The sequence below is a fragment of the Seleniivibrio woodruffii genome, assembly GCF_029267515.1.
GTDB classification, from domain to species: domain Bacteria; phylum Chrysiogenota; class Deferribacteres; order Deferribacterales; family Geovibrionaceae; genus Seleniivibrio; species Seleniivibrio woodruffii_A.
In genome coordinates this window covers 19248-31830 of sequence record NZ_JAJUIS010000017.1, presented here as the reverse complement: position 1 = coordinate 31830, position 12583 = coordinate 19248, and the positions used below count along the sequence as shown (strand labels likewise).

Annotated in this window: 10 protein-coding genes; 5 read left to right on the top strand and 5 right to left on the bottom strand. The window is 46.9% G+C overall.

Annotated elements, in window-relative coordinates:
• Positions 1-293: 293 nt before the first annotated feature.
• Positions 294-1892, top strand: coding sequence for a tetratricopeptide repeat protein (locus Q7P67_RS12345; RefSeq protein WP_303852540.1), 1599 nt, complete (start codon positions 294-296; stop codon positions 1890-1892).
• Positions 1893-1946: 54 nt separating this feature from the next.
• On the opposite strand, the gene ade is transcribed toward Q7P67_RS12345, so the two are convergent.
• Both ade and Q7P67_RS12335 read right to left on the bottom strand, forming a co-directional pair.
• Positions 1947-3527 carry an adenine deaminase gene (gene ade, locus Q7P67_RS12340; RefSeq protein WP_303852539.1) on the bottom strand — a complete coding sequence of 527 codons (1581 nt, stop codon included), beginning with the start codon at positions 3525-3527 and terminating at the stop codon, positions 1947-1949.
• Positions 3528-3538: 11 nt separating this feature from the next.
• The gene (locus tag Q7P67_RS12335; RefSeq protein WP_303852537.1) at positions 3539-4213 is read right to left on the bottom strand and encodes an RsiV family protein; all 675 of its coding nucleotides are present in this window, start codon (positions 4211-4213) and stop codon (positions 3539-3541) included.
• Positions 4214-4333: 120 nt separating this feature from the next.
• On the opposite strand from Q7P67_RS12335, the gene Q7P67_RS12330 reads away from it, so the two are divergent.
• Positions 4334-5353, top strand: a complete 1020-nt coding sequence (locus tag Q7P67_RS12330) for a GGDEF domain-containing protein (protein ID WP_303852535.1) — start codon at positions 4334-4336, stop codon at positions 5351-5353.
• Here Q7P67_RS12330 and Q7P67_RS12325 read toward each other — a convergent pair whose 3' ends face one another.
• On the bottom strand, positions 5354-6241 hold the full coding sequence (locus Q7P67_RS12325) for a LysR substrate-binding domain-containing protein (RefSeq protein ID WP_303852533.1): 888 nt from the start codon (positions 6239-6241) through the stop codon (positions 5354-5356).
• 110 nt (positions 6242-6351) lie between these two features.
• Between Q7P67_RS12325 and Q7P67_RS12320 the strand changes: the two genes are divergently transcribed.
• Positions 6352-7284 carry a YeiH family protein gene (locus Q7P67_RS12320; protein ID WP_303852532.1) on the top strand — a complete coding sequence of 311 codons (933 nt, stop codon included), beginning with the start codon at positions 6352-6354 and terminating at the stop codon, positions 7282-7284.
• Positions 7285-7296: 12 nt separating this feature from the next.
• Entirely contained in the window at positions 7297-7749 is a 453-nt protein-coding gene (locus Q7P67_RS12315) for a universal stress protein (protein ID WP_303852530.1), read from the top strand.
• A gap of 43 nt (positions 7750-7792) precedes the next feature.
• Here the strand turns inward: Q7P67_RS12315 and Q7P67_RS12310 are convergent, their stop codons facing one another.
• Positions 7793-9880, bottom strand: a complete 2088-nt coding sequence (locus Q7P67_RS12310) for a putative Ig domain-containing protein (RefSeq protein ID WP_303852529.1) — start codon at positions 9878-9880, stop codon at positions 7793-7795.
• Positions 9881-10206: 326 nt separating this feature from the next.
• On the opposite strand from Q7P67_RS12310, the gene Q7P67_RS12305 reads away from it, so the two are divergent.
• Positions 10207-10857, top strand: a complete 651-nt coding sequence (locus Q7P67_RS12305; protein ID WP_303852527.1) for a response regulator transcription factor — start codon at positions 10207-10209, stop codon at positions 10855-10857.
• Here Q7P67_RS12305 and Q7P67_RS12300 read toward each other — a convergent pair.
• Entirely contained in the window at positions 10850-12517 is a 1668-nt protein-coding gene (locus Q7P67_RS12300) for a histidine kinase N-terminal 7TM domain-containing protein (RefSeq protein WP_303852526.1), read from the bottom strand. The genes Q7P67_RS12305 and Q7P67_RS12300 overlap by 8 nt on opposite strands.
• Between the last annotated feature and the right edge of the window lie 66 nt (positions 12518-12583).

The following is a 12583-nucleotide window of genomic DNA, read 5'->3' as shown; positions in this document are numbered from 1 at the left end:
TCGAAGAAATGTTTGGGATAGAGAATGATATGGGTAAAAAACAGCTATTTGCCGCAATATAAATCAGAAAAAGAGAATAAAAAGATAAAGAGACAAAAAACGCCGTACTTCTTTCGAAATACGGCGTTTGTCAGCAATCTGCGGGGAGCTGACGCTCCCCTTTTTCTTTTGCATATCTGAAATTTTCAAGTTATTATTCAATCAGATGTTCACATAGCATTTATAAAAACTGTTCCGAATACGGAAGGACAAGAGGCGGACACGTCTCTATCACTATCGGGGGTTAAGGATTAATGAAAAGGGTATTATTATTTGTTTTTCTGCTGTTCTCTTTTGCGGTTTATGCCGGTGAACTGGAAGACGCTGTGGCAGAATACAACGGCGGATCTTATGAAAAAGCGTTTCAGCTTTTCAGCGGACTCTGCGGACAGGGCAACTCCATTGCGTGTGCCTATCTTGGGGATATGTATTTCAATGGCGAGTATGTGGCTCAGGACAGGGCAAAGTCTCTCGGTCTTTTCATACAAAGCTGTGCAAACGGCGTGGCATCCGCGTGCGCGAGCGCTGGAGACTCCTACTATTTTGAATACGGCACATCAAAGAATGTTGACGCATCAGTAGACTACTATTCCAGAGCATGTAGCGGAGGAATCGGTTACACCTGTTATAATATGGGTTATTTATCCGAAACCGGAGAGGAGATTGAAAAAAATCCTGAAAACGCTGCCGCATTTTATGAAAAGGGGTGCGGGCTGAACTATGGAAAAGCCTGTGCAGGACTTGCCTTCATGTATGAAAAAGGTAATGTGTTCAAACAAAGCTACTCCGAAGCGATAAAATATTACGAAAAAGCGTGCAGCAACAACAACGCCGCAGCGTGCAGATTCAAAGGAAACTTGTTGTATCAGGGAAAGGGAACCTCCACAGACAAACCGGAATATGCAAAAGCTCTTGAGATGTACAACAGGGCGTGTGACGGAAAGGACGGCATGGGGTGCAGATTTGCTGCCGAAATGTATTTTGAAAACCTCGGCGTTAAAATAAATTATCCTTTGATGAAGGAAAAATATGAAAAAGGCTGTGAATATGCGGATGCGGAATCATGTTACCAGCTTGGACTGAAAAGCCAGTCCGGAGACGGAGTTAAAAAAGACGTTTCTCTCGCTTTCACATTTATGAATCTTGCCTGTACGCTCGACCACTACAACGGCTGTTATCTGGCAGGAAATCTTGCGTATGACGAAACTCTCGGATTTGTAATAAACCACAACACAGCAATGACAATGTACACAAAGGCATGTGACAACAACGTTTCCATGGCATGTAACAATCTTGGGCACATGTACGACAATGCCAGAGGCGTTGCAAAGGACTCAAAGAAAGCACTCGCTCTTTATCAGAAATCATGCGATATGGGCAACGAACTTGCGTGCTACAACCTTGCGGTCAACCTGCTCGAAGAGCAGCCATACAATGCGGAACACAAACAGCAGGCATTTAAGATATTTGAAGACGGATGCAACGGGACACGTTCCGAATCATGTACAAACCTTGCCTACATGTATGCCGAAGGTATTCTGGCAGAACAGGATTATTTTAAAGCGTTCAAATATTACAACAGATCGTGCGATATGGGTAACGGACTCAGTTGCAACATGGTCGGCAATATGTATCAGGAAGGGCGCGGCACCCGTGCGGACATCACAAAAGCGTTCAAGCTCTATGAAAAATCCTGTAATCTCAGTTACGGTTCCGGCTGTAACAATTTAGCAATAGCCTATGCCGACGGAAACGGTGTAAAAGTGAACAGGATAAAAGCGAAACAACTTTTCGGAAAGGCATGTGACCTGAAGGAACAGAAAGGCTGCGACAACTATAAATCAATGAAATAATAAGCAAAAGGGCGGTCTGAAAAAGACCGCCCGTACATGAGAAAACTCCTGATATCAGTCCGCGAAAGCAAATTTCTCAACATCAAACAGACCTTTGTCGCTGAGTTTCAGCGATGGTATGACCAGAAGCGCCATGAAAGAAAGCGTCATAAAAGGCGCCGTAAGTTTCGAACCCGCACACTTAACCATACTGTCCAGTTCCCTGTATTTTTCAGCGGTTTCATATCCGTCGGCATCGGTCATTATTCCGCCCACAGGCAGCGGAAGCGAAAGCTCTTCCCCGTCTGTTACACAGGAAAGACCGCCACTGTTTTTTATAACCAGATTTACAGCCTTTGCAATGCTCACATCATCGCAGCCGACACAAATGATATTGTGTGAATCGTGAGCGACGCAGGATGCAAACGCGCCCTTTTTCAAACCGAAATTCTTTGCGAAAGCAACGGCAGGTTTTGAATCTTCATATCTGTTAACTACTGTCAATTTTAGTATATCCTGTTCAGGACAAGGTAAGGCTTTCATTTTTCCGGTAACAAGCTGACCGTCTTCAACGGTTATAACATCAACAGGAACTGAAACGGACAGGGCAAAATCCGCAGGTGTTTTTTCCGCTGCACAGAAGCGGTTCGGATGCTCCGCATGAACGCTTTTAAGAAGTGACACACCATTTTCAGCACAGAGAACACCCTTTATCCACGTCTGCTTCACGTTAAAATCTTTCAGACTGTCCACAACGATGAAATCCGCGCTGTCACCCGCCCGAAGGAGTCCGCAGTCAAGCCCGTAATGCCCGACCGGAGTCAGACATGCCGCCGTAAGCACATTAAAGATATCTGCGCCATTTGCAGCAGCACGCCTGACAGTGAGGTTTATGTGTCCTGCGGTCAGATTATCAGGGTGGAGGTCGTCGCTGCAAAGCATACACATATCAGGATGCTCGTCTATCAACGGAAAGAGCGCTTCGAAATTTTTAGCTGCGGAACCTTCGCGTATCTGTATCTTCATGCCAAGGGATATCTTCTCTCTGCCCTCTTCGTATGAAACAGCCTCGTGATCGGTGGTGATACCGCTGCTGATATATTTTTTCAGGTTCTCACCCCGCAGAATGGGAGCGTGACCGTCAACAGGTCTGCCCGCCGCCTTTGCCATCGCAAGTTTTTTCATAACGGTTTCATCACCATTCAGCACGCCCGGAAAATTCATCATTTCACTCAGATATTTTACACGCTCATCCGTGAAGAGTTCCGCAATATCCCCAGCGGAAACGGTTCCGCCGGAAGTTTCAAAAGGGGTTGCCGGAACGCAGGACGGCGCGCCGAAAAAAAACCGGAAAGGGGTTTGTTCCGCGTTTTTCAGCATAAAGCGCACACCATCCATGCCCAGAACGTTAGCTATCTCGTGAGGATCGCTGACACATGCGCCTGTGCCGTGAACAGAAGCAAGACGGGAAAACTCAGAAGGCACAAGCATTGAGCTTTCGATATGAATGTGGGCATCTATGAACGGCGGTAGGATGAAACAGTTGTGCACCTTCCCGTCTTTTTCAACGGACACTATCTTTCCGTTCTCAAAAGAAACTGTGCCTCCGTAAATTTTCCTGTTTATTATATCGACAATATTGCCTGTTATTTTCATGACATAACCTCTCATAAATTAAAACCCGCCCGCAAAAGCCCGTTCAGGGAGGCATAAGGAATATTCACTTCGAACGAATCGCAATATCCGGGGGTAATCTCATATTTTGAGAATACAAAATCTATCCCGCCCTCTTTCAGAACGAAACGCGGCACAAAACCTTCGCTGTCCAGCGTATCAAACAGCGGACAGTCGTTTCCGATCTTATTTTTAATAATACTTTTCACCGACGGAAGCGGATCTTTGGTCTTATCGAAAACATCGTAAAACTCAACGAACCTGTTGTTTCTGATATCTATATTCACCGGAGTGACAGAGCTGTCGCCGTGGGCTGCTCTGCGGAAATATGAACTTCGGCGCAGTAAGATTCCGACATACCTGTCGTCCGCTCTCATAACATCGTAGGAAAGGCTCAGATAGACAGTATCCTTTGAAACAAAAGGTTTTATAACCTCTTTCGGGATACTGTTCGCCTCTTTGAATATCTTTCTGTGGAGCAGCGATTTTATAACAGGAGCGGATATTTTGATATCAGCGTCATCTTCGAATATTTTTTCGCCTGCTCTGCGGTTCATCTCCGCCGCATCATACTTAACAGTGGTTATTCTGTAGCGTCCGCCCAAATAAAACAGAAGCGCCGTCAGACAAACAAGGAAAACCGCAAACGCTATTCTGATGATTTTCATATTTTCACCCCTACTACTTATGATACACACGCGGCGGGATATGGAAAGGAAGATTTAACATTGACAGTATCGTCAAATTTTGATAATGAAAATCATTATCGTTTTCCGGAGTTAAGGACCTTGGAAACAACAGAGACAATAAACACAAAAAAGCACGGTTTCCCCTGCCGCATTAAAAAGATTTCGGCGGCTCTGGAGGAACCCATGGCAACAGATGCGGAATCGGGCGTAATAAACGTTAATTACAGAATAAGGGTACACCTTTTCATAGTCATCCTATTTCTTGCGGTGATACCCATGCTCGCCATCATTCTGCTTTACGAGCATAAAATTGTCGAACCGGGAGGCAGCGCACTCATTCTCATCCCTATTTTTATTCTTCTCGCTTCGCAGTCGCTCACAACACTTCTGGAATATATTCTGTTCAAAAAGAACCTGCTGAAAATACACGAATTTTCCGAACGCATCAAGGACGGGTATTATGATACGCACTTCAACCTCCCCATGCAGAGGGACGAGGAGAACTATCAGATTCAGGTGCTGCGCAGTCTGGAATCACTTGCGCGCGTTATACGCGGACAGAACAACATGCTGATATACAACCTGAAAGAAACCCGCACGGAAGCCAACATGATGAAAAAACTGGCGGAACGCGACGGGTTGACCGGACTTTTCAACAGAAGATACTTTGACACCGTTTTTCAGGCGGAGGCGGAGAACTCCAAACGCAGTAAAACCGCTCTGACACTTATCATGGTGGACTGCGACAAGTTCAAACAGGTCAACGACACATACGGACACGACACGGGGGACAGAGTTCTGAAACAACTCGCACTGATAATGACCGAGGTTATACGCAGCGGGCGGGACGTGCCCTTCCGTTTCGGCGGCGACGAGTTCGGGATACTGCTGCCGCAGACAGAGCTTTCTGCTGCGGAGAGGGTTGTAAGCAGACTTCAGGAGGTATACATGACCTCCGAACGCCATGGAACAACACTGAGCATATCCGCTGTTTCTGCAGTCCTTGCCGAGGGAGCCAATCTCCACGAGCAGATGAAAACAATCATAAAGAGAGCCGACGACGGAATATATAAGGTCAAACGCAGCGGCGGAAACGGCGCAGAGTTCGCGAGGGTGTAGTCATATGACTATGCTCTCCAGCAGTTCCGCATATGCACGGAAAAGGCGCGTTCTGTAGCTGCTGCCACCTGTCAGGATAAATAACTTACGTTTCAGGTTCAAAGGGGTGTGAACCTCAGTGAGCCATCCGTTGTCAAGTTCTCTCTGAACCGCCATCCTTGACAGACAGCCTATCCCAAGCCCCGCTTCAACAGCTTTTTTTATGGCTTCCGTGTGCCCCAGTTCCATGGACACAGCATACTTTATACCCTTAACGTCCATCGCCGTCTCAAAAACTTCTCTTGTGCCCGAACCCTTCTCCCGGATTATCCAGTCCGCACCTGAAAGCATCTCAGACGTCACAAACCCCATCTCGGCAAAGGGGTGTTCCTTTCCTGCAATGACCACCAGCTCGTCGTCCTTCCATGGCGCAGCGGTCAGCGTGGGGTTATGGGAAGGTCCCTCTATGAGTCCAAGGTCAAATTCGCCCTCTTCCACCGCCTCTTCGATCTGCTGTGTGTTCGCGACGTAAAGGAGCACCTTCGCCCGAGGATATCTGTGCGTAAACTCGCCGACTATCTTAGGCAGAAGATAGTTGCCTATGGTCGTGCTCGCCCCGACTTTCAGAACACCCAGCGGTTCGCCCACGGACTCGTTCAGGAACTGTTCGATAAGGTACACCCTTTTCAGCACCTCCTGAACCTCCGGCAGGACCTCCCGTCCCCTGTCGTTCAGAAGAAGTCTTCTTCCGCGGCGCTCAAAAAGGGGCGCGCCCGTTACCCGCTCAAGGTCGGCAACGGCCATGCTTACCGCTGACTGGCTGAGGAAAAGCTCTTCACCCGCTTTTGTAACATGCTGACTCACTGCCACCTTTTCAAAAATCTCAAGCTGCCTCAGGGTAATTGTCATATCAGCCTCTCTTATCAGTAAAACTGAATATGTTTGTCAATATTTTGAATTTTTATTTATATACAAGAAGAGCTATATTAATGCAATAATATAAAACAAAGGAGTTTGTCATGGAGAATAATAACGGATTAAAGGTCTTATTCTGGCTTCTGCTTATCTGCTGCTGTCTGCCATTGGTCACAGCACCCATGGCGCTCACCGCAGGGATAGCATACGGCATCATCTTAGGCAACCCGTGGAGCAAAGCCACGTCCGTCTGGAGCAGGAGGCTTCTTCAGGCTTCAGTAGTAGGGCTTGGTTTCGGAATGAACATGCCGGAACTGCTCAAAACAGGCAAAGACGCGTTTGTCTATACTGCGATAAGCATAGTCTTTACAATGGCAGTGGGGCTTCTGCTCGGTAAAGCATTTAAAATTCCACAGCGCACGTCAACACTTATCAGCTTTGGTTCAGCCATTTGCGGAGGCAGCGCAATAGCCGCCATGGCACCCGTCATAAAGGCTGAATCAGAGGAGATAGGCGTTGCGCTTGCAACTGTGTTCACGCTGAACTCTGTGGCGCTAATAATCTTTCCGCCCATCGGGCACCTTCTGGATATGGCACAGAGACAGTTCGGGCTTTGGTCGGCTCTCGCCATTCACGACACCAGCAGTGTTGTGGGCGCGGCGGCGGCATACGGCACAGCGGCACTTGCTGTGGGCACGACAGTAAAGCTCACAAGGGCGCTCTGGATAATGCCTGCGGCGCTAATCGCCGCATGGGTAAGCAAGTCCGAAGGCAAAGTGAAGTTCCCCATGTTCATCCTCGGTTTCATTCTGGCGGCAGTGATAAAAACCGCCCTGCCGCAGCTTGATATGGTATGGAACCCGCTCAACGCCATAGCCAAACAAAGCCTTGTGGTCACGCTGTTTCTGATCGGCAGCGGATTGACGAGAGAGGTTATAGGTAGAACCGGCGTTAAACCTCTGGCACAGGGCGTTCTGCTCTGGATAGCGGTTTCCGTTACCAGCGGTTTTGCCATCATAAGCGGCTGGATAAGCTAAGGGAGGCACAGCATGAAAGATATTAAAACGATACTCTTTGCACTGGATATCTCAGACGGCGCGGAATATGTTTTCGAATATGCCGCGGCAATGGCGAACGCCTTCTGCGCGCAGATCGCCGTCATCCACGTCATACACCGCCAAACAGACCTTAGGGAATATTACGTTCCTGAGATGTCATTCGAGGAGACCGACAGACAGATTGACGAAGCGGCTGTGAAAATGACGAATGATTTCTGCGAAAGGCACAGGAAAGACTTCCACGATATCAAAGGCTTTACGGAGGTCGGAGTTCCGCACGAGAAAATAGTCGAAAAAGCGATAGAGATAAACGCATCCATGATTGTCATGGGTACCCACGGACGGCAGGGATTCGAACACTTCATATTCGGCAGCACCGCCGAAGGAGTTGTTAAAAACGCACCTTGCCCCGTTCTCACCATACGTCCGCAAAAGGCTGAATAAAAAAAAAGCCCGGTCGCAAAACCGGGCTTCATTTAATCAGTTATCAGTATATTTCTCCCGCCCGCACACAGCGAGTATAACTGGTTGCAAAACTAATTGAATTGTATTGGAAACCGATACCATTTGGGCTTAAAATGAAGTTCGCAGTACTGCTTAATGGAGATCTGGTTGAACTCCATAAGTATGCTGTAAGTCCGTTCTGGAATGTGGAGTTCACGAAGCTGCTGGTTTCAGTATAGCCAATTATTGATTCCAATTCCTTCACATTCGGAACTCTCCAGTCGGTGTATCCGCCCAATGTGAGGCTTTCGCAATAAGGGATTGCATCTGCCCATGCTAAGGGTGTGACTCCCACATCAGAATCATCCTGCCACTGAAGACCGCTATTGACATGAGTAACGATTGAGGTTGCGACATCTCTGGTGAAAGTACCTCTGCTCAGTTTTACTCCCCGCACACACCGATTAAGCGAAGGCGCTGTCTTAGATCCCGGAATAGTAAATCCGCTTGAACCATCCATTACCCAGATTAAAGTTGCATCACTTCCCAACGCTGTTGCGGAATGAATATTTCCTGAACTGAGGGTGTTCTGGAACACTGCATTTATAATTCCATTAGTACCCTTTCCGTAATCTGCGATTGTTACCAGTTCATATATCTCAGGCATACGCCAGTCAGTGTAGCCGCCGAGAGAAAGATTTGAGCAATAGTCTGAGGCATCCTGCCAGGTTTTCGTCACTGTAACTTCCGAGCCGTCCTCCCACATGAGATTGTCTTCATTGTCGGTTACTATCTCGTTTACATTATCCCTGGTGAAGCTGAACGCTCTTCCTGCCTGATAGTATCCGTCGTCTTTCGATATGTATGAGGTAACCTGTCCGGTTTGGAAAACTATCGACAGCGGCGCTGCCTGAACCTCTATGTCAAATATTATTGTATCTGTGCCGCCATTACCGTCAGAGACAGTAATTGTTATATCAGAATAAGTTCCTATATCGCTACCGGCAGGTGTTCCGCTGAAAGCACCTGTTGCGGTGTCGAATGTTGCCCATGAGGGTCTGTTCTGTATGCTGAATGTCAGAGTGTCGCCGTCAACATCGTTTGATGTGGGAACGAAACCATAAGCTGTTCCGGCTGTCACAGTTGCATCCGGAGTTCCGCTGATTGTCGGCGCTGTATTGCTTGAGCTGACAGTTATGCTGAACGAAGCAAGCGCAGCAGTGCCGCCGTTGCCGTCGGAAACTGAAATTGTAATGTTAGAGTAAGTTCCTGCATCGCTGTTGGAGGGAGTACCTGTCAAAGCCCCTGTTGTCGTGCTGAACGATGCCCATGAAGGACTGTTCTGTATGCTGAACGTCAGAGTATCACCGTCAGCGTCGGTCGCCGTGGGGACAAAGGAATATGCACTTCCACCCGTTATGCCCGCAGTCGGAGTTCCGCCGATTGTCGGTGCGGAGTTGAGATAATTCACTGTTATAGTGAAAGCTGCAAGAGCCTTTTCACCGCCCCTGCCATCGGAAACTGATATAGTGATGTTTGAATAGCTCCCCACATCACTGTTTGAAGGCGTGCCTGTCAAAGCGCCTGTCGTTGTGCTGAAAGATGCCCAGGAAGGCTTGTTAGCAATGCTGAATGTCAGAGTGTCATTGTCGCTGTCGGCGGATACAGGTGTGAAAGAGTATGCATTGCCGGCAGTAACAACCGTATCGGGAGTTCCTGAAATTGAAGGTTCAGCGTTTGTTGTTACAACAGAAATTGTAAACGACTTCAGAGACGCCGTGCCGCCGTGCCCATCGGAAACATATATGACTATACCGCCGTAACTGCCTGCATCTCCGGCGGCGGGAGTACCAGTCAATGCGCCTGTGGATGAGTTAAAAGATGCCCAGGAAGGCTTGTTCAGTATGCTGAACGTCAAAGTGTCCCCGTCGGGATCGTCCGCCTCAGGGGTAAATGAGTAAGAACTCCCTACGGAAACACTGACTGCCGGGTCACCGCTGAGCGTGGGGATGTCGTTAGTGCTGTGACCATGAAACGAACATGCACAGATTACGAATATCAGCGCAGTCAAAACTGATACAATTTTTAACCTGCTGCCGGAAAACACATTCATAATGTTTTTTGCCGCCATTTAATGCTCCTTGTTAAATTTATATTTTCACACTTGCATCTTGCGGCAACAGATGCATACCGTCAAGGAAATTTTATAAAAATACTTTTTATTATTAATAGTTTATGCGCATTAAAATACCCATAGACTGGTTATTGCCAATGATGCTGTTTTCGAAAAATAAGCATAAATCAGATACCTGCGACGGCATGTATTTTCAGTTTACATACCCACACTTGGGGATGACAGACAAGGAGCAAAAAAATTTCCGATGTACCTCGTTGCCTTTATGAACCGCTTCTGTTTAAGCTCCTTGATTTAACCGGGTAAAGTTTGTATCATTAACCATGGCTGACAATATGCAGAAAATAAACGTTATAATTGTTGAAGATGACAGGGAACAGGCGGAACTGCTGAGAGTAATCCTTTCGACCTCCGACAAATACAATGTTGCAGGTATGGCGGAAAGCTATGAAGAGTGCGTTGAGCTGCTGAACAATAACAAAATCGACCTGATGACTGTCGATATTGAATTACAGGGTGAAAAAACGGGCATTGATATAATAAGCTACGCCACAGATAAATATAAAAACATCCTCACTTTGGTGCATACGGTCAACGAAGACAGCGAGATTCTTTTCGACGCGCTTAAAGCGGGCGCAGGCGGATATATCCTAAAAGGTTCTTCCCTTGTGGAGATTTTCAGCAGCATTGAAAGGCTGCAGGCGGGCGACGTACCCATGACGCCGAAAATTGCCAGAAGACTAATTGCCAGCTTTAAACAGAACAAAGATTCAGGCGGGCAGGAGCTGCTTTCCAAAAGAGAGATGGAGATACTGGATTTTGCGGACAGAGGTTTTTCTTATCAGCAGATAGCGAAACACTGCGGAATAAGCAGACACACGGTTCACACCCACTTCAAGCATATTTACACAAAACTTCAGGTAAACAGTAAACTGAGCGCCATCAAAAAAGCCAAAAACATGGCAATTATATAGATTCATCCGATACGAGAGGTACAAAAGCCGTTATCACGGTTCCATCCGCACCGGAGCTGATCTCCAGCGTGCCGTCAATCGCCGCCATCCTTTTTTTCATACTGCGAAGCCCTCTGCCGGTGCCTCTTTCGCATAGTTCGCCGTTACCGTTGTCCTTGACGGTGACACGAAGAGTGTCTCCGGAAATCTCCGCCTCTGCAAATATCTCATTCGCACCGGAATGTTTTATAGCGTTAACAATACATTCTTTATAAAACCTTACAATATTGAGATAAATATTAAATGGAACCGGATACTCCGCAGCCGTGGATGCTTTTTCAAAAAAATCAAACCGGATAAGACTGCCCTCCGTAAAGAGATTGCCCAGATAGCGCATATCTCCGCAGAGCTCATGAAAAACAGGGTTGTTTCTGTCGCAGGAGTTCATCAGAAATCTTATCTCGCCGCTCGCCTCGTTCGCAATCCTGTTTATAGAACGCAAACCGTCCGCCGCCGACCCGATGTCGCCGAAATCTTTAGACGATATCATCCCTATAACCGATACGCTCCCGCTTATACTGTCGTGGATATCGTTCAATATCAGTCTTTTCTGTTCTATCTTCTCCTGCTCGCTTCGCAGGTTGAAATATTCCGTCTGCTCCGTCAGATCGGACATATACACAATACAGCCTGAATTTTCAGTATCATTCTCAACAACCGGGATCATCTTTGCAGAAAAAATCTTCTCCTGGCCGCCGCCGGAAGATTTGAAAATATGCACCACTCCGTTGGCGAACGATTCCCTTTCTATACCGAAATGCCGACAGAAATCCCCCATCGAAACTTTGCCGTTACCGCCAGCATTAAAAAAGCTGCGTCCGCATTTGTTCGTGTCCATCAGTATCCCGTCACCGTCAAAAATGAACACACCTGAGTTTATCATGTCCATAACGGTGTCTTTCGCCATGGGAACAACGTCCAGAAACCGGAATCTGTTCAGCAGAACGCCCTGTATGATCAGTATGCAGACGGAACTTATCACATAGGAGTCTATATAGGTCAGCTTCATGACGAAAGGCATACCGCCGAATATTCCAAACAGTATCAGCGCAATCTGTAAGCCATGGAGGATTTTGCCGGATTTATAAGAGTTGACGAAAGCAGAACCGTACATAATCACGGCAAGAACCGTCTGTAGAAAAATGATACCCCATGAATATACAGTATAAAACCATATGCCGAACACAGGCTTCAGCATAAAAGTGCCGTCAGGCATTTTTATAAAGTCCACGGATGTTCTGAAAAGTTTGAGACTGCTATCGTTCCAGAGCACGATGGCGCTTATCATACCTATCAGTATAATAAGAAAATTGACCCATTTGGGCGGCATCTTATGACGTGTAATGAGACTTGATACCCAAAGCCATGCTGTCGGAATGAAAGTCGATGCAGTCACTTTTACATTTGCCCAGAACATTGCATTATCTTTAACCGTTGACATGCTCTGCATCAGATATGCGGCAACAAGCAGCCATGTCAGTACCGCATACAGGCTGAAATACCGATATGTGCGCCTGCTGTAATTTCTGAATGAATCAAAAACCACCACAGAGCTGACCGCAAGGGTGAAAAGAACTATGTATGCAAGAGGACTAAACAAATATGAGCTAAAATCAAACATTACAAACCCGTAATAATATCAGTATTGACCTTTCTACAGGATAATACCGTATTTCTGGATTTGGAA

What these genes read in the sequence shown, in the direction of transcription:
- Q7P67_RS12345 (WP_303852540.1), top strand. Translation starts at nt 294, where the DNA reads ATGAAAAGGGTATTATTATTTGTTTTTCTGCTGTTCTCTTTTGCGGTT.
- ade (WP_303852539.1), bottom strand. Translation starts at nt 3,527, where the DNA reads ATGAAAATAACAGGCAATATTGTCGATATAATAAACAGGAAAATTTAC.
- Q7P67_RS12335 (WP_303852537.1), bottom strand. Translation starts at nt 4,213, where the DNA reads ATGAAAATCATCAGAATAGCGTTTGCGGTTTTCCTTGTTTGTCTGACG.
- Q7P67_RS12325 (WP_303852533.1), bottom strand. Translation starts at nt 6,241, where the DNA reads ATGACAATTACCCTGAGGCAGCTTGAGATTTTTGAAAAGGTGGCAGTG.
- Q7P67_RS12320 (WP_303852532.1), top strand. Translation starts at nt 6,352, where the DNA reads ATGGAGAATAATAACGGATTAAAGGTCTTATTCTGGCTTCTGCTTATC.
- Q7P67_RS12315 (WP_303852530.1), top strand. Translation starts at nt 7,297, where the DNA reads ATGAAAGATATTAAAACGATACTCTTTGCACTGGATATCTCAGACGGC.
- Q7P67_RS12310 (WP_303852529.1), bottom strand. Translation starts at nt 9,880, where the DNA reads ATGGCGGCAAAAAACATTATGAATGTGTTTTCCGGCAGCAGGTTAAAA.
- Q7P67_RS12305 (WP_303852527.1), top strand. Translation starts at nt 10,207, where the DNA reads ATGGCTGACAATATGCAGAAAATAAACGTTATAATTGTTGAAGATGAC.
- Q7P67_RS12300 (WP_303852526.1), bottom strand. Translation starts at nt 12,517, where the DNA reads ATGTTTGATTTTAGCTCATATTTGTTTAGTCCTCTTGCATACATAGTT.